Source organism: Microvirga sp. GCM10011540 (assembly GCF_042650665.1).
Classification (GTDB): Bacteria; Pseudomonadota; Alphaproteobacteria; order Rhizobiales; family Beijerinckiaceae; genus Microvirga; species Microvirga lenta.
This window is the reverse complement of record NZ_JBHSBQ010000005.1, coordinates 239,936-256,304: the sequence shown is the minus strand read 5'-3', so window position 1 is coordinate 256,304 and position 16,369 is coordinate 239,936. Positions and strand designations below refer to the sequence as shown.

17 protein-coding genes and 1 tRNA gene are annotated in these 16,369 nt (G+C 67.1%); 3 read left to right on the top strand and 15 right to left on the bottom strand.

Annotation, left to right across the window (positions count from 1 at the left end; translation table 11 throughout):
* Positions 1–4 precede the first annotated feature (4 nt).
* The 3 genes from sdhA to sdhC all read right to left on the bottom strand — a co-directional run bounded on the left by sdhA (position 5) and on the right by sdhC (position 2,715).
* Entirely contained in the window at positions 5–1,828 is a 1,824-nt protein-coding gene (gene sdhA, locus ACFOYU_RS01875; RefSeq protein ID WP_377032223.1) for a succinate dehydrogenase flavoprotein subunit, read from the bottom strand.
* Between the two features lie 62 nt (positions 1,829–1,890).
* Positions 1,891–2,307, bottom strand: coding sequence for a succinate dehydrogenase, hydrophobic membrane anchor protein (gene sdhD / locus ACFOYU_RS01870; RefSeq protein WP_226737780.1), 417 nt, complete (start codon positions 2,305–2,307; stop codon positions 1,891–1,893).
* A 12-nt stretch (positions 2,308–2,319) separates the two neighbouring features.
* Positions 2,320–2,715: a succinate dehydrogenase, cytochrome b556 subunit gene (gene sdhC, locus ACFOYU_RS01865; protein ID WP_226737782.1), complete on the bottom strand. Its 396-nt coding sequence runs from the start codon at positions 2,713–2,715 to the stop codon at positions 2,320–2,322.
* 202 nt (positions 2,716–2,917) lie between these two features.
* Here sdhC and ACFOYU_RS01860 point away from each other — a divergent pair, with 202 nt between their 5' ends.
* Positions 2,918–3,805, top strand: coding sequence for a LysR family transcriptional regulator (locus ACFOYU_RS01860; protein ID WP_377032222.1), 888 nt, complete (start codon positions 2,918–2,920; stop codon positions 3,803–3,805).
* Between the two features lie 3 nt (positions 3,806–3,808).
* On the opposite strand, the gene folD is transcribed toward ACFOYU_RS01860, so the two are convergent.
* From folD to ACFOYU_RS01845, 3 genes are read right to left on the bottom strand one after another with little or no spacing between them, the layout of a single operon-like run.
* The gene (gene folD / locus ACFOYU_RS01855; RefSeq protein ID WP_377032221.1) at positions 3,809–4,714 is read right to left on the bottom strand and encodes a bifunctional methylenetetrahydrofolate dehydrogenase/methenyltetrahydrofolate cyclohydrolase FolD; all 906 of its coding nucleotides are present in this window, start codon (positions 4,712–4,714) and stop codon (positions 3,809–3,811) included.
* Positions 4,711–5,025: a DUF167 family protein gene (locus tag ACFOYU_RS01850; RefSeq protein WP_377032220.1), complete on the bottom strand. Its 315-nt coding sequence runs from the start codon at positions 5,023–5,025 to the stop codon at positions 4,711–4,713. The genes folD and ACFOYU_RS01850 overlap by 4 nt, the downstream gene beginning before the upstream one ends.
* A gap of 8 nt (positions 5,026–5,033) precedes the next feature.
* On the bottom strand, positions 5,034–5,324 hold the full coding sequence (locus ACFOYU_RS01845) for a YggT family protein (protein WP_226737792.1): 291 nt from the start codon (positions 5,322–5,324) through the stop codon (positions 5,034–5,036).
* Between the two features lie 177 nt (positions 5,325–5,501).
* Here ACFOYU_RS01845 and ACFOYU_RS01840 point away from each other — a divergent pair.
* Positions 5,502–5,577 (top strand) — tRNA-Ala (locus ACFOYU_RS01840).
* A gap of 395 nt (positions 5,578–5,972) precedes the next feature.
* On the opposite strand, the gene ACFOYU_RS01835 is transcribed toward ACFOYU_RS01840, so the two are convergent.
* From ACFOYU_RS01835 to ACFOYU_RS01800, 8 genes are all read right to left on the bottom strand, one after another.
* Positions 5,973–6,248, bottom strand: coding sequence for a DUF4242 domain-containing protein (locus tag ACFOYU_RS01835; protein ID WP_226737801.1), 276 nt, complete (start codon positions 6,246–6,248; stop codon positions 5,973–5,975).
* Positions 6,249–6,402: 154 nt separating this feature from the next.
* Positions 6,403–7,218, bottom strand: coding sequence for an SDR family oxidoreductase (locus tag ACFOYU_RS01830; protein ID WP_377032219.1), 816 nt, complete (start codon positions 7,216–7,218; stop codon positions 6,403–6,405).
* Positions 7,215–8,519 carry a trehalase family glycosidase gene (locus ACFOYU_RS01825; RefSeq protein ID WP_377032482.1) on the bottom strand — a complete coding sequence of 435 codons (1,305 nt, stop codon included), beginning with the start codon at positions 8,517–8,519 and terminating at the stop codon, positions 7,215–7,217. Before ACFOYU_RS01825 ends, ACFOYU_RS01830 begins: the two co-directional genes overlap by 4 nt.
* A 20-nt stretch (positions 8,520–8,539) precedes the next feature.
* Entirely contained in the window at positions 8,540–9,589 is a 1,050-nt protein-coding gene (locus ACFOYU_RS01820; RefSeq protein WP_377032218.1) for an ABC transporter ATP-binding protein, read from the bottom strand.
* 11 nt (positions 9,590–9,600) lie between these two features.
* Complete coding sequence (locus ACFOYU_RS01815; protein ID WP_226737807.1) at positions 9,601–10,461, bottom strand: carbohydrate ABC transporter permease; 861 nt, start codon at positions 10,459–10,461, stop codon at positions 9,601–9,603.
* A complete protein-coding gene (locus ACFOYU_RS01810) occupies positions 10,458–11,309 on the bottom strand; it encodes a carbohydrate ABC transporter permease (RefSeq protein WP_377032217.1) in 852 nt (283 codons plus the stop codon). Before ACFOYU_RS01810 ends, ACFOYU_RS01815 begins: the two co-directional genes overlap by 4 nt.
* A gap of 63 nt (positions 11,310–11,372) precedes the next feature.
* The gene (locus tag ACFOYU_RS01805; RefSeq protein ID WP_377032216.1) at positions 11,373–12,656 is read right to left on the bottom strand and encodes an extracellular solute-binding protein; all 1,284 of its coding nucleotides are present in this window, start codon (positions 12,654–12,656) and stop codon (positions 11,373–11,375) included.
* A gap of 68 nt (positions 12,657–12,724) precedes the next feature.
* Entirely contained in the window at positions 12,725–13,732 is a 1,008-nt protein-coding gene (locus ACFOYU_RS01800) for a LacI family DNA-binding transcriptional regulator (RefSeq protein ID WP_226737814.1), read from the bottom strand.
* Positions 13,733–13,823: 91 nt separating this feature from the next.
* Here ACFOYU_RS01800 and uxuA point away from each other — a divergent pair, with 91 nt between their 5' ends.
* Positions 13,824–15,014, top strand: a complete 1,191-nt coding sequence (gene uxuA, locus ACFOYU_RS01795) for a mannonate dehydratase (RefSeq protein ID WP_377032215.1) — start codon at positions 13,824–13,826, stop codon at positions 15,012–15,014.
* A 45-nt stretch (positions 15,015–15,059) separates the two neighbouring features.
* Here uxuA and ACFOYU_RS01790 read toward each other — a convergent pair whose 3' ends face one another.
* Positions 15,060–16,352: an amidase gene (locus ACFOYU_RS01790; RefSeq protein ID WP_377032214.1), complete on the bottom strand. Its 1,293-nt coding sequence runs from the start codon at positions 16,350–16,352 to the stop codon at positions 15,060–15,062.
* Between the last annotated feature and the right edge of the window lie 17 nt (positions 16,353–16,369).

Sequence of the window (16,369 nt, the reverse complement as noted above, 5' to 3'; positions counted from 1 at the left end):
TTCCTTAGTACACGCGAGCCTTCGGCTCGATGTACTGGATGTCGTTCGACATCGTGTAGGTGTGCACGGGCCGGTAATCGAGGGTCACCTTGTGGGAGGCGTCGTCGAGCCAGGCGAGGGTGTGCTTCATCCAGTTCTTGTCGTCGCGCTCGGAGAAGTCCTCGCGGGCGTGGGCGCCGCGGGATTCCTGACGGTTGAGCGCGCCCTCCATGGTGACGACAGCCTGTCCGATCAGATTGTCGAACTCGAGCGTCTCCAGGAGGTCCGTGTTCCAGATCAGCGAGCGGTCCGTGACCTTGATGTCGGCGGCGCCGCTCCAGACCTGGTGAATGAGCTTCTGACCCTCGGCCAGAACCTCGCCGGTGCGGAACACCGCGCAGTTGTTCTGCATGGTCTTCTGCATCTGGAGGCGCAGCTCGGCGGTCGAGGTCGAGCCGTTGGCGTAACGGAACTTGTCGAGGCGCGAGAGCGCGAGCTCGTCGGCGTTCTTCGGCAGATCCGCATGCCGCGCATTCGGCTCCAGGATCTCGGCGCAGCGCAGGCCGGCCGCGCGGCCGAACACCACGAGGTCGATGAGCGAGTTGGAGCCGAGGCGGTTGGCGCCGTGCACGGAGACGCAGGCCGCCTCGCCGAGAGCCATCAGGCCGGGCACCACCGTGTCCGGGTTGCCGTTCTTCAGGGTCAGCACCTCGCCGTGATAATTCGTCGGGATGCCGCCCATGTTGTAGTGCACGGTCGGCAGGACCGGGATCGGCTCCTTCGTCACGTCGACGCCCGCGAAGATCTTCGCGCTCTCCGAGATGCCGGGCAGGCGCTCGTGCAGGATCTTCGGGTCGAGGTGGTCGAGGTGGAGATAGATGTGGTCCTTGTTCTTGCCCACGCCGCGGCCGGCGCGGATCTCCATAGTCATGGCGCGGGAGACCACGTCGCGGGAGGCGAGGTCCTTGGCCGAGGGCGCATAGCGCTCCATGAAGCGCTCACCCTCGGAATTGGTGAGATAGCCGCCTTCGCCGCGCGCGCCCTCCGTGATGAGGCAGCCCGCGCCGTAGATGCCGGTCGGGTGGAACTGCACGAACTCCATGTCCTGCAGCGGCAGGCCGGCGCGCAGCACCATGGCGTTGCCGTCGCCCGTGCAGGTATGGGCCGAGGTGGCCGAGAAATAGGCGCGTCCGTAGCCGCCCGTGGCCAGGATGGTCATGTGGGCGCGGAAGCGATGGATTTCGCCGGTCGACTGGTTGAGGGCCACGACGCCGATGCAGCGGCCGTCCGAGTCCATCATCAGGTCAAGGGCGAAATACTCGATGAAGAAGTTGGTCTGGTTGCGGACCGCCTGCCCGTAAAGGGTGTGCAGGATCGCGTGGCCCGTGCGGTCGGCCGCCGCGCAGGTGCGCTGGGCCGTGCCCTTGCCGTAATCGGTCGTCATGCCGCCGAAGGGGCGCTGGTAGATCTTGCCTTCCTCCGTGCGGGAGAAGGGCACGCCCCAATGCTCCAGCTCGTAGACCGCGGCAGGCGCATTGCGGCAGAGATATTCGATGGCGTCCTGATCGCCGAGCCAGTCGGACCCCTTCACGGTGTCGTACATGTGCCAGCGCCAGTCGTCCGGCCCCATGTTGCCGAGGGAGGCGGAGATGCCGCCCTGCGCGGCGACGGTGTGCGAGCGGGTCGGGAACACCTTGGTGATGCAGGCGGTGCGAAGACCGGCCTGGGAGCAGCCGACGGTGGCGCGAAGCCCCGCGCCGCCCGCGCCCACCACCACCACGTCGAAGGTGTGGTCGACGATCTGATAGGCCTTGCCGTTGACGGCGGCGCCGTTCGTTCCTTGGGCCATGTGAAAACTCCTTCGAAGCAGGCCCCGATGGGCTCGTGCTCCTCTTTCCGTTCTGTTTCGCTCTAAACCAGGATCCGCGCGAGGCTGACCTTCAGGATCGCGTAGAGGCAGGCGACTGCAATGATGACCGCGTAGAAATTGTTCGCGATGAGGGCTGCAATCTTCAGGCCTTTGTCGTGGACGTAGTCCTCGATGATGATCTGCATTCCCAGCCGCATGTGGTTCGCCACCGAGATGACCGCCAGGATGAGGATGATCGCGGTGAGCGGATGGGAAATGATGGCGAGCGCCTGCGGGTAGTCGCTGCCGGCGAGCGCCGCCACGATGATCACGAAGGCGACGATGAGAGGAACGTTCGACACCGCCGTCATGCGGTGGATCCACCAATGCTCGACCCCGTGCCCGGAGGCGCCCAGGCCCTTCACGCGGGCGAGCGGGGTACGCATGGAAACGCGGGTATCAGCCCTGTTGTCGGCCATGGTCCGGTCTCCTCAGAAAGCGATGAAAGCGACGACCCAGATCAGCACCGTGAGCGCGATCGAGCCGATGAGGGTGAAGCGGGCCATGTTGATCCGCTGGGCCGGCTCCATGCCGTGGCCGAAGTCCCAGACCAGATGGCGCACGCCGCCCAGCATGTGGTGCATAAGCACCCAGGTATAGCCGAAGAGGATCAGGATCCCGATCGGGGAGCCGAAAAACCACTGCACGGTCTCGAACGGCCCGGGACCCGAGGCGAGCGCCACGAGCCAGACGGCGAAGAGGGCGATGCCGAGATAGAGGGCGCTGCCCGTGGCGCGATGGAAGATGGACATGGCCATGGTCCATGACCACCGGTAGATTTGAAGATGCGGGGACAAGGGCCTCGGGGCCACTTTCGCCTCAGCCATGGGATGAGCTCCTGATCGCCGGCGCAGGCTGCGCCTTGTTTGGAACGGTTCGTATCTGAAGCGCGGCGTCGCCGCAACGGGCGTTCTGCGATCATCCGATACAACAGACACACTTCGTCAGCCGCGAAATGTGCTTTAAGCTCGCACCTTGCGCAATTTGTAATTATTCTCATCTACCTTCGCGGATGACGAAGGATCATTCATGCAGTTCGACCTGACCGACCTCAGTCTGTTCCGCCACGTGGTGGAGGCCGGGAGCATTACCCATGGGGCGGAGCGCGCCCATCTGGCGCTGGCGGCGGCCAGCACCCGCATCCGCAACATGGAGAAATCCCTGGGAGCCCCCCTTCTCCTGCGCAATCGCCAGGGTGTCGTGCCGACGCCCGCCGGCCGGACCCTGCTCCAGCACGCGCGCGTCCTGTTGACCCAGGCCGAGCGCCTGCGGGAGGATCTCGGCACCTATACGGGCGGACTGGCCGGGCAGATCCGCATCCTCTCCAACACCAATGCCCTCACCGAGTTCCTGCCGGAGGCGCTCAGCGCCTTCCTGGCCGAGCATCCCCAGGTCAGCATTGATCTGGAGGAGCGCCTCAGCGACGAGATCGTCGGCCTGATCGCGGAGGGCGTGGGCGATCTCGGCATCGTGGCCGGCACGGTCGATACGGGGCGGCTCGAGACCTACCCGTTCCGCAGCGACCGGTTCGTCCTGGTCGCGCCACAGAACCATCCCCTTGCGGCGAGTTCCGCCATCGCCTTCGACGAGGTGCTGGGCCACGATTTCGTCGGCCTCGACAGGGCAAGCGCCCTGCAGCGCTTTCTCGCCGGAAAGGCGGGCCGCACCGGTCGCCCCTTACGCCTACGGGTGCAGCTGCGCAGCTTCGATGCGGTCTGCCGGATGGTGGAGGCAGGCGTGGGCCTCGGCGTCGTGCCCGAGACCACGGCCCAGCGCGCCGCCCGGACCATGGCGATCGCGACCATCGCCCTGGAGGATCCCTGGGCCGCCCGCGACCTGACCCTGTGTATCCGTTCGCTCAAAGACCTGCCGCCGTCGGCCCGGCAGCTCGTGGAGCACTTGCGGAAGGGGGCCTGACGATCAGGCCGCTCGCACGTCCAGAGAGGGCATCGCCAGCCCCCGCCGCAGGCAGGCTGCCTCGAGGGTGTTGCGCAGCAGGCAGGCGATGGTCATGGGCCCGACGCCGCCCGGGACCGGCGTGATGGCCGAAGCCACCTCGGCCGCCTCGGCATAAGCCACGTCGCCGACCACCTTGGTCTTGCCCTCGCCCGCGGCCGGGTTGGGCACCCGGTTGATGCCGACGTCGATCACGATGGCGCCGGGCTTGATCCAGTCGCCCCGGACCATCTCGGGCCGCCCGACGGCCGCCACGAGGACATCCGCCCGGCGGCAGACCTCGACCAGATCCCGCGTCCTCGAATGGGCCACCGTCACGGTGCAGCTCTGCCCGATGAGGAGCTGTGCCATGGGCTTGCCGACGATGTTGGACCGCCCGAGGACCACCGCGTCGAGCCCGGCGAGGTCCCGGCGCACGGACTGGAGGAGCAAAAGGCACCCGAGCGGCGTGCAGGAGACCAGGCCGGGCACGCCGGTCATCAGCTTGCCGGCATTGATGGGATGGAAGCCGTCCACGTCCTTGGCCGGATCGATGGCCTCGATCACCTTCTGGGCGTCGATCTGCTTCGGCAGGGGCAACTGGACGAGGATGCCGTCCACCGCCGGATCGGCATTGAGCCGGGCCACGAGCGCGAGAAGCTCCGCCTCGCCGGTGGAGGCCGGCAGCACGTGCTCGAACGAGCGCATTCCCACCTCGACGGTCTGACGCGCCTTGTTCTTCACGTAGAGCTGACTCGCCGGATCCTCGCCGACGATCACGACGGCCAATCCCGGGGTCACGCCCCGGCGCGTCAAATCCTCCACCGCCTCGGCGATCCGGGCCCGCAGGCCCGCCGCATAGGCTTTTCCGTCGATGATCGTGGCGCTCATGGGTCCTGTCCCGTCAAGAGGGCGACCCTCCCGGTCAGGGCCCGGGCATCGCCTGAAATCGCAAATGTCTTCACCCGGGCCGTGGCACCCGCCTCCAGGCTCACGGCCGAAGCGGAGCAGCCGAGCGCCTTGGCCAGGAGGCGCCGGACCGCCTCGTTGGCGGCCCCGTCCTCCGGCACGGCCCGCACCCGGACCTTCAGAACCCTCTTTCCGTCGGAGAGGGTCTCGACCCCATCGATGGCGTCCCTGCCGCCCCGGGGCGTGACCCGCACGCGCAGCTCGAGCCCGTCCGGGCGCACCCGCCAGGGCACGGCAGGCCTCAGAAGGCCGCCGGCAGCAGGTAATCCACGATCAGCTTCTGGATGAAGATGATCAGCAGGATCAGAATGACCGGAGAGATGTCGACGCCGCCGAGGTTCGGCAGGATCTGCCGGATCGGCCTCAGGGCGGGTTCCGTCACCGCATCCAGGAAGTTCCAGATCGACCGGACGAAATCATTGCGGGTGTTGACGACGTTGAAGGCGACCAGCCAGCTCAGGATCGCCGAGGCGACGATCAGGTAGACGTAGAGCTGCAGGGCCAGCAGGATGACTTCGAGCAGTGCGCGCATGGGAAACCTGTCAGGATCGGACCGTGCTCATGTAGCGTTACTGGCAGGCCCGAACAACCCAGGAATGAAGCCGAACCGCTCCGCTCGCAAAAGAATGACCGGATGCACCGCATTCCGATTGACAGACCGAACCCCGCGGGCCTAAAAACGCCGCCGCTTGGTCGTTTACAACCGGCCGGGGCTGTAGCTCAGATGGGAGAGCGCTGCAATCGCACTGCAGAGGTCAGGGGTTCGAATCCCCTCAGCTCCACCAACCGGCGCAGGTTGGCTCTCCACGGATTATGGAAGGCTGAGAACAACTCTGCCGCATCCAGGATCAGCACGACCGCCCAGGGTGCTGCCTTTCAGACGATTGGGAAGCGAAATCGTGTGGGTCGAAGATCGCGCTCGTCCGTGGAGCGTGGCTCCGAATACCGCGATGAAGGCTGCATTCGCGCCCCGCATTGCCGACTGGACGATCGGGCATGTCCGGAAGCTGTTCCAGAATCCCAGGGCAAATCACGACAAGGAAACCGGGATGGATCCCGGCTAGGCCGATCACGGCTTTGACGAAGCCGTCAGGCTCCGGCCGCCATGACGGATGCCCGCCGCTCCGGAGGATGCGCAGGCCACAATGGAGGCCTCGTCATCAGGTGCCGCCACCCTGGGTCAGGCCTCCGCGGTGGCCGGATCGATCACGCGCTCGACCTTGCTGATCTTGCTGGCCGGGAAGCCGCTGCGCTCCGCGTGCTCGCGGATGAGGCTCTCGTCGGCGGCGTGGTAGACGCAGTAGATCTTGTTTTCGGTGACGAAGCTCTGGATCCACTGCACCTCCGGGCCCATGGCCTGCAGCACGTCGCAGGATTTCTGGGCCGCGCCTTTGAAGTCCGCGTCCGACAAATGGCCGACCTCGGGCATTTCACGTTCGATGACGAATTTCGGCATGGCTGTCTCCTCGCTGGCTGAATGACCGCGAACGCCAAGAGCGGCAGGCCGGGCCGACAGAGCCGTCGAGAACGCTCCGGCCCGCTCTCCGCAGCCGCACCAGCTTCGCCCAGGGGCCGGAGGTGTCAACGTCAATAAAGGCTGACCGGCCCGATCACGACGACCAGTTTTCCTTGAAGTCCCCGTAAAGCGTCAGGCCGCCATCCGCGAACAGGGTCTGGCCCGTCACATAGGCGGCCTCATCCGAGGCCAGGAAGGCGAAGACCGGTGCAATTGCCTCCGTCGCCGCCGCATAGCCCATCGGGATGTGTCTCTCGACGCTCTTCAGGCGCGCCGGATCGTTGCGCCAGGCGTCATTGAGGCTCGTGAGGGTCGCACCGGGGCCGACGCCGTTCACGCGGATGCCGCGATCGGCAAATTCAAGAGCCAGCGTGCGGGTGAGATTGCCCAGGCCGCCCTTGCTCATGGAATAGGCGAGGAAGCCCGGCTTGGGGATGACCTCGTGTGCGCTCGACGTGTTGATGACGACCCCGCCCCCGGGCCGGGAGAGGAAATGGCGGATGGCAGCCCGGGCGCAGTGAGCCGCGCCGAGCAGATTGACCGCGATGATCCGCTCCAGGACCGCCGGATCATAGGCGTCGCCGGGGGTCTCGGACTGAATGCCGGCATTGTTCACCAGGATGTCGAGACGCCCGAAGCCGCGGATGGCCCGCTCGATCATTCCATCCACGGCCGCCGCCGAGCTCACATCGGCCTCGATGACCGCGTGGGGCCGCTCCCCATGACCGGCATCGTTCGAAGCCGCCCGGCAGGCTTCAAGAGCGGCCTCGGCTTCGGCTGCGTCGCGGACATGGTTGATGGCCACCGTCGCGCCCTCGGCAGCGAAGCGCTCCGCCACCGCACGACCGATCCCTCGGGACGCACCGGTGATCAGCGCGAAGCGGCCCTCCAGGCGAGCATGGACCGTCATCGGCGCGCTCCCGAGGCGGACGCCTTCGCACGCCGGCCCAGCACGAGGTAGGCGGCGGCCGTCCAGGAGAACGTGTCGCCTCCGAGACCCTCGCCCGTGGTGGGATCGAAATATTCGCAGAAGCCGGCCCGCTCGATGGCCCGGACGGTTGTCTGCTCGATCCGCTGGGCGAGGTTTTCGAGACCGTTCATGCGCAGGCCATCGGCAATGAGCCAGTTGACCACCGCCCAGACCGGCCCGCGCCAGTAGCGCTTCGGCTCGAAGGCCGGCGAGAAGGGAGCGGTCGAGGGCAGGCCCACGACCATGCCCTCGTGCCAGCGCTCGATCTCGGACTGAACGGCCTGGCGCTGCGCATCGTCGATCCGCAGCGCCACGAGCGGCATGAAGCAGGCCTGGGTCGGAGCCTCCACATTCTCGCCTGAGACGAGATCGAGCGAGACGAAGCGGGAGAGATGGGACCGCCAGCGGCGGGCGAGGCCTGCAGTGAGCCTGTCATGCATCTCCGACAGCTCCGCGCGCTCCGCTTCCCATCCGAAATCTTCGGCCAGATGAATCAGATCGGCGGTCGCCCGGGCAAGGATGGCGGTCATCTGCACATCGGCAATCTTGAAGGGTGCGACCGCCCATTGCCGCTGCGGGTCCCAGCCGCATTCGCGGTAGGTATCGACCAGATGGATGAAGCGCTGGTAGTCCTCGTCCCGGGGCCGCATGGCGGCGTCCACATGGCCGGTATCCTTGCGCCGGATGGCCGTGGTCGTGCTGGTGGGAACCCGCGCGAGGGCCGCATCCCAGGCGGGCGAGTTGTCGCTGCCGCTCTCCCATGGATGAAGAATCGCCACGAGCCCGAGACCGTCCGGGTCGCGCGCGCGCAGCCACCAGCGGTGGGAGCGCAGGGCGGCCTGGAAGAGATTGCGGGTGCGCTCCGCCGCATTCGGCAGACCCGCCTCGACCGCCGCTTCGTGCACATGACGCAGGGCCATGCCAAAGACCGGCGGCTGCGTGATGCCCGAGGTCGCGATCCGGTGCCGCGTGCCCCACACCTCGGGGCCGGGGAAATAGGTGTCGCTCGGCGCGTGGAACACGATATGCGGGATCATCCCGTCGTCCCACTGCCCCTCGATCAGCCGCTCCAGCTCGCGATAGGCGCGGTCGGCGTCGAAGGTGGCGAAGCCCATGGCCACGAAGGCGGAGTCCCAGTTCCACTGGAAGGGGTAGAGCCGGTCGGTGGGGACCGTGTAGCCGCCGCGATCGTTGCGGGCGAGGATCGCCCTTGCGGCCTCGTCCCTGTCGAGCTTGATCATATCGTCCATGGTCGTTCCATTCATGCTCGGGCGAGGGCGCGGCCCGTTGCGCCGTCGATCCAGGTCAGGCGGGAGGGGTCGACGGTCAGGGCGACGCGCTCCCCGGCGGTTACGTGGGCGGTGGGGGGCGCAACGATCCGGGCGAGCTGCCCGTCGATGGAGCCGGTCAGGAGCAGATGCGACCCCATGGGCTCTACCACCCGGACATCGAAGGGAATGCCCGACCCGCCTGGGTCGAGGCTTGCATCCTCGCCGCGCAGGCCGAGTTCCAGCTCTCCGTCCGCAGGCGGGCACGGCACGGCGGCTTCGCCGATCCGCGCCATGCCTTGCGCACAGCGCACCTTGATGAAGTTCATCGGCGGACTGCCGAGGAAGCCTCCGACGAACCGGGTTGCCGGCGTCGCATAGACTTCGAGGGGCGTGCCGATCTGATCGATCTTGCCGCCGTACATCACTGCGATCCGGTCGGCGAGGCCCATGGCCTCGGTCTGGTCGTGGGTCACGTAGATCGTGGTCGTGCCGGCCTCGCGCAGGACGGCCTTCAGCTCCGTACGCATTTCGAGCCGCAGCAGCGCATCGAGGTTCGACAACGGCTCGTCCATGAGCAGCACCGCGGGCTCGACGGCGAGGGCGCGGGCCACCGCCACGCGCTGGCGCTGTCCGCCGGAGAGCTTCGCCGGATAACGGTCGAGGTAGCTGTCGATATGCAGCAGCGAAGCAGTCCGCTCCACCTTGCGTTTCACCTCCGCCTGCGGCGCCTTCTGCATGCGCAAGCCGAAAGCCACGTTCTCGAACACGGTCATGTGCGGGAAAACGGCGTAGTTCTGGAACACCATGGCAAGGCCGCGCCTGCGCGGCGCCAGGTCGCTCACGTCGCGCCCGCCGATCACGACGCGGCCGGCATTCTGCTTCTCCAGCCCGGCAATGATGCGCAGAAGGGTGGTCTTGCCGCAGCCCGATGGGCCGAGCAGGGCGACGAACTCGCCGTCGCGGACGGTGAGGGAGACTTCCTGAAGTGCGCGGAAGGAGCCGAATTCCTTCACGACGCGGTCGATGACGATGTCGGCCATGAGAGGCTCCGTTACTTGCTCGCGATGCCCCACACCGCGAACAGGTATTTCCTGACCGCGAAGATGAAGAGCACGGATGGGATGATGAGAATGAAGCCGCCCGCAAAGCGGTAATGCAGCGGGCTCTCGGCGAGGATTCTCAGGAGATAGGCGGTCAACGTCCGTTCGCGCACGGTCAGGATCGACGCGGCGAAGACCTCGTTCCAGGAGATCACGAAGGCGAAGATCGCCGTGGCGGCGAGCCCGGGAAGGGCCAGCGGCAGCACCACCTTCAGGAAGGCCTGGAACCGCGTGCAGCCGAAGACCCAGGCCGCCTCCTCGTATTCGCGCGGAATGCCCATGAACAGGCTCTGGGTCACCAGGGCCGCGAAGGGCAGCGCCAGCACCGTGTGGATGAGGGAAACGCCGAAAGGCGTGTCGTATAGACCCAAGCGGATGAAGGACACCGTGAGCGGCAGCGCCAGGATCGCCAAGGGAAAGGCGCGGGTGAGCAGGACGAGAAGCCGATAGGCGTTCTGACCGCGGAAGCTGTAGCGCGCGAGCGCGTAGCCTGCCGGCGCACCGAGGAGCACCGAGAAGAGCACCGTCAGCCCCGCCGCGATGAGCGAGTTGATCAGCGCGTTGAGGACGCCCTCGATGGCGAGGAACTGCATCATGGAGGCGACGGAAAAGTCGGCCGGGAAGATAGTCTTGGGCCAGCGGAAGACCCCGAGCCTGCCGCCGAAGGCGCCGAGCGCCACGAAGTAGATCGGCACGAGGACCCATGCCAGGAGCACGGCCATCCCGGTCCAGAGGAGCAGGCGCCGCGCCGAGGGGAGCGTCGCGCCCCGTGCCGATGCGGGCTGCCGAAGTTCGGATGTGGTGGCTGTCATGGCAGCTGCTCCGGACGGGTGCGCAGGACACGCAGGTAGACGGCGGTCGCGGCCAACGAGATCGCCATGATGAGGACCGCATAGGCGGCCGCAACGCCGTAGTTCTGGTTCTCGTTCTGCCAGGTATAGGCCTCGCCGGCGAGAACGGGGAAATTGCGCCCGCCGAGGGCATAGACGACGGCGAAGACCTCGAAGGCGAGCACGGTGCGCAGGATGAGCGCCGATTGCAGGCTGGGCTTCAGGAGCGGCAGCGTGATCCTGCGAAAGCGCGTCCAGGGTCTTGCCCCGAAGATTTCGGCGGCCTCGGAGAATTCCTTCGGAATGAGCTGGAGACCGGCAATCAGGATCACGAGAACGATGGCGGTCGCGCGCCAGACTTCGGCGGCCGCGATGGCGAAGAAGAGGCTCCAGGGCGTCTCCTGGGAGAGCCAGCCCACCGGTCCGGGAATGAGCCCCAGGGCATAGAGCGCGGAATTCAGGTAGCCCGTGTTCTGCAGAAGCGCGAGCCAGGCGAGGCCCGCCGCCAGATCGGAGATGCCCAAAGGAATGGTGAGGATCCAGAGCGCGATGTCGCGCCCCTTTTCCAGCTTGGACACCATCGTCGCCATGGCCAGGGCGAGCACGACCTGTACGGGGACGACCACGAGCGTCAGCAGGAACGTGTTGCGCGCGGCCAGCGAGAAGTTCAGGTCGTTCACCATGCGCTCGTAATTGGCGAGCGACAGCTCATCGCCCGCCGAGAACGACAACCATATGGTCTGGACGAGCGGGATGAGAAAAAACGCACCGAGAAAGACGACCGACGGCGCGATGAGGGCATAGGGTATCCAGGACGTGCGCGCAGGCATGAATCCGCTCCGACCGCAGGGTGAAGCCCCGGCGGATTGGCATCCGCCGGGGCCGGAGGCTGATCAGTTGACGGGGCAGGCGCCCTGGCTCGGCTTGTCCGGCGCCCAGCACGGTGCGCCGGTCTCCTTCATGAGCGTTTCGAGCGTCTTCGCCTGCTCCTGCAGCACGGTCCGGACCGGCTCGTTGCGCAGTACGATGCGCTGGAACGTGTCGGAATAGACCTTGTTGAACTCGCCGCCCTTGGCGCCGAGGCCGACGGGCAACAGGGAGACGAGTGCATCCTTCGCGTTCTGCGTCGCGTCCACCGCTGCGGCGAGCTGCTTGATGCCGGGAGCGAGATCGGCCGGCAGTTCCGCCTTCACCACGGGGAAGAAGCCGACCTCGGTCGCCGTCAGGATTTGGGTTTCCGGCTTGGTCATGTGGTCGATCACGGCCACCGCGCCTTCACGGTTCGGCGAGTCCTTCGGGATCGCCAGACCTGCGATCACGGGCATGTAGCCGCGCCCCTTCGGGCCGGCAGGGGCCGGGAACGCCACGTATTGGTCGGGCTGCAGGGTGAGCGCCTCCTTCACGCGGGCGATGTGGTCCCAGGCGATCCAGACCTCGCCCGCGAGCAGGGGCTCCTGCATGAAGTTGTAGTTGGTGGAGTTGGGGTTCGACACCGCCCACAGCTCCTTCATGGCGTTCCAGGCCGCCTCGGCCTCGGGCGACTTGAAGGTCGTGACGACGCCGCCGGTGAAGGACGGATAGAGATATCCCTGGAAGAAACGCGGCATGAGCCCCGTCGGACCGGCCGGGAAGCCCAGGCGGCGCTGCCCGGTCTTGTCGGCGATGTTCTTGGCCCATTGCTGGAGCTGCTCGTAGGTGAGCGTGCTCACATCTGCGCCCTGCGGCAGGTACTGCAGGGCCTGCTTGTTGGCGACCATCACGTAGGTCGCCTGCATCCACGGGATGTATTGCTGCTTGCCCGTGCCGAGCTTGCCGAGATCCATGAGGCTCGCGGGGATGCCGCGGCCGGCCACCTTCGCGACCACGTCGTCAATGGGCTGGATGTCGTCCGGAACATGCGGCTGGAGCTCGCCGTGCAGGGCGCCCACCACGCTGGCGGTGCGCTTGCCCGCCTGCGTCTCGGCCTTCATGCGCACGGCAAAGGCCGGAGGCTCGTCCACCACGTAGGTGACATTGCCGGAAAGGCCCTCCAGGAGCACCTCGCGCACCTTGGTGGCTTCCTCGATCGGACGAAGCTGGGTCGAGTAGAAGATCGTTTCCTGCGCCTGCGCGGCGGCGAGCCCTCCGAGAAAGGCAGCCGCGACGGCGATGGCGCGTAAAGGCACCTGATGCGTCATGTGTTTCCTCCGTCGGCCCCTTCGTTGCAGCGCTCGGCCCGGGTCCGGGAGGCCGAGAGCCTCTCACGTCAGTTCGGTGTTCCGTGGGTCGCCCGCGGAACCTGCCGAACCGGCAGAATCGTCTGAAGCTCGCGCGGGTCGCGGCCGCCCAGACGGGCGATCAGCATTTCGGCGAGCTGCCGCCCCACATCGGGAGTGGCGATCTCCATGGTGGAGAGCGGCGGATCCGTGAATGCGGCCGACGGCAGATTGTCGTGGCCGATCACGGCGATATCGCGTCCGGCGGCGAGGCCCCTGTCCTTGAGCGCACTCAAGGCGCCGATGGCGATGCTGTCGGTGGCGCAAAGGATGCTCGTCGGCGGCGTCGGCTGGTCCAGAAGCCACAGGGTCGCCTCGTAGCCGCCGGCCTCGGTCGGCTGGGAGGCGCGTTCGAGCGCATCCGTCAGTCCTTCCTCGGCAAGACCGGCGAGCCATCCGCTGCGGCGCAGGTGAGCGAAGGTGAGATCCTGCGGCGCCGCGATATGGGCGATGCGGCGATGCCCCATGGATGCGAGCAGGCGTGTCGCCTCGCGGAACCCGGCCGCTCCGTCGCCGTCGATATAGGCATGTTCCTCGGAACGGCCCGTGCGCCCGTGGGTGACGAAAGGAATGCCGCGCTCCTTCAGGAAGGCGACGCGCTCGTCGTCGAGACGGGTACGCACGACGATGACCGCATCCGCGCGTCCGCCCTCGATCAGCCGCCGATAAGTCTCCATCTCCGCCGCGCGGCTCGCCGTGGGCAGGAGCATCAGGTCGAGCCCCTCCTCCGCCAGGCGCTGGCTGCAGGCGGCGAGCATGTTCAGAAAGACCGCCGGCCCGAACCGGCCCGGCTCCAGCGGCAGAGTGACCGCGATAGCCTCGGCCCTGCGCCGCCTCAGGCTGCGGGCCGCGGAATTCGGCCGGTAGTTGATCGCCTGCGCCGCAGCGCGCACACGCTCGCGAGTGGCGGGAGCCACATCGGAATAGCCGTCGAGCGCCCGCGACACGGTCGTGATCGACAGACCCAGCGTTTGCGCAAGTTGCTTCAGCTTCGACACTGTGAGCAGATCTCCTGCCTTCAGTGCAGCCGAAACGTTTTGGGAAGTCAATAAGGCTGTGCTAACAACCCGGTGAACAAAGGAGGATACGATGCGGCAGGCATGGCGTTGGTTCGGATCGGACGATCCGGTGAAACTCGACTACATCCGGCAGGCAGGCGCCACGGACATCGTCTCGGCCCTGCACCATCTTCCTCCGGGAGAGGCGTGGACCCGCGCCGAGGTCGAACGCCACCGCGACCTGATCGAGGCCACGCCGCAGGGACGCACGAAGCTCACCTGGAGCGTCGTCGAAAGCATCCCCGTGCCCGACGACGTGAAGCGCCAGGGCAGGAACGCCACCCGCTCCATCGAGACCTGGATCGCCAGCCTCGAGGCCGTGGCAGCCGCCGGGCTGAAGATCGTCTGCTACAACTTCATGCCGGTGCTCGACTGGACGCGCACCGACCTCGACTGGCCGCTTCCGACCGGTGCGACGGCCCTCCGCTTCGATCAGGCCCGTCTTGCCGCCTTCGACCTCCATATCCTGAAGCGCACAGGCGCCGAGGCGGATTACGACGAGGCCACCCGGGCCCGGGCAAAGGTCATCGCCGATGCCCTGACCGACGACGAGGCGGAAACGCTCACCAGCACCATGGCGGCGGGCTTGCCGGGACGGACGACGGACGTTCTCGACCTCGACGGCTTCCGCGACCGCCTAGCCTCTTATGGCGACATCACGCCGGACCGGCTTCGCGCTCATCTGATCGGCTTCCTGGAGGCGGTGACACCTGCGGCGGAGCGCCTGGGGGTGAAGCTGACCCTGCACCCTGACGACCCGCCGCGCCCGCTCTTCGGGCTGCCCAGGATCGCCTCCACGGCGGATGATTACGACCAGCTGTTCCGGGCGGTCCCATCCGCCTCGAACGGCATGTGCTTCTGCACCGGCAGCCTCGGCGTTCGCGCCGACAACGATCTGCCCGCCATGGTGCGCCAGTTCGCGGAGCGCATTCACTTCGTGCACCTGCGGGCGACGCGCCGCGATGCGGACGGCCTGAGCTTCCACGAGGCCGATCATCTCGACGGCGACGTGGACATGGTGGCGGTGATCGAGGCGCTTCTCGCGGAGGACCGTCGCCGGCCGGAAAACGAGACCCTGCCCTTCCGTCCCGATCACGGCCATCGCATGCTCGACGATCTCGACCCGAACCGGCGCGTCAATCCGGGCTATACCGCCATCGGCCGTCTCAAGGGACTGGCCGAGCTGCGCGGGATCATCCGTGCTCTCGAACGCACGCATTAGCAAAAGCAACGGAGGGCCGGGCCGACGGGCGCCCGTCTCTCCGGATCAGCCCTGCAATTCGCGCTCGACGCCTGCCGCGATGTCCAGCAGCCGATGGTCATGGCCATGCCGGGCCACGAGCATGAGACCGACCGGCCGCGCATGGCCCTGGATCGGCAGCGAGATGCCGGTCAGATCGAACTGGTTGCCGAACATCGTGTTGCGCAGGACCAGCCAGTCGGTGTGGTTGTAGAGCTTGTCGTTGTCCAGCAGCGGCGCCGTCAGAGGAGCCGAGATGGTGGTCGTCGGCAGGGCCAGCACATCGATGGAAGCGAGCCGCTCGTCCATGGCGGCGACAAGGGCGCGCCGGCGCCGGATCATGCGAATGTAGACGGGCGCCGGGACCTTGCCGCTTCGGGCAATCCACCACCGCACCCGCGGATCGATCATCTCGGCCCTGTCATCGAGCCAGTCGGCATGGACCTCTGCCGCCTCGATGGAAGCGATCGAGGCGTGAACCGTGGTCTCCGCCATGGCTGCGAGCAGATCCTCGATGTCGTGCTCGACGATTCTCGCGCCCGCCCTTGCGAGGCGCTGCAGGCTCGCCTCGAAGGCATCCCCGACCATCGGCTCCTGCTCGTCGAACAGCCTGCCGCGCGGCACGCCGATTCGGAGCCCCGCGAGCGGAAAGGCCCTGACGGTCCGAGGCTCCTCGCCGGCCATGATCGCGTCGGCATCGGCGCAATCCTGAACATTTCGCGCCAGCGGCCCGATGGAGTCGAGGCTGGGCGAGAGCGGAAAGGCGCCGTCCAGCGGCACCCGCCGGGCCGTGGGCTTGAAGCCGACCACGCCGTTGAGCGCCGCCGGGATCCGGACGGAACCGCCCGTGTCGCTGCCGATGGAGATGTCGCTCGTCCCCTCGGCCACGCTCACGCCGGCGCCGGAGGACGAACCGCCGGGAATCCGGTCGGGATCCGCCGCGTTGCCGGGCGTGCCGTAATGCGGGTTGAGGCCGAGACCGGAGAAGGCGAACTCGACCATGTTGGTCTTGCCGATGATCACCGCGCCGGCCTGCCGCAATCTCCGGACAATGGCCGCATCCCGCTGCGCGGGAGGGGCGTCCTTCAGAACGATCGATCCGGCCGTGGTGGCCTCGCCCGCCACGTCGAACAGATCCTTGATCGAGACGATGGCGCCATCGAGCGGACCGAGGGACAGCCCGGCCCTCCTGCGGGCGTCGGCGGCATCGGCGGCAATGCCTGCGGACTCGTCGTAGATGCGCAGGAAGACCCGCTCCTCGGACGCGCGCCGGTTCAACCGCGCGAGAATCTCTTCGAGTCGCTCTCTGACGCTCGTCATGACGATGGGACCTGCCG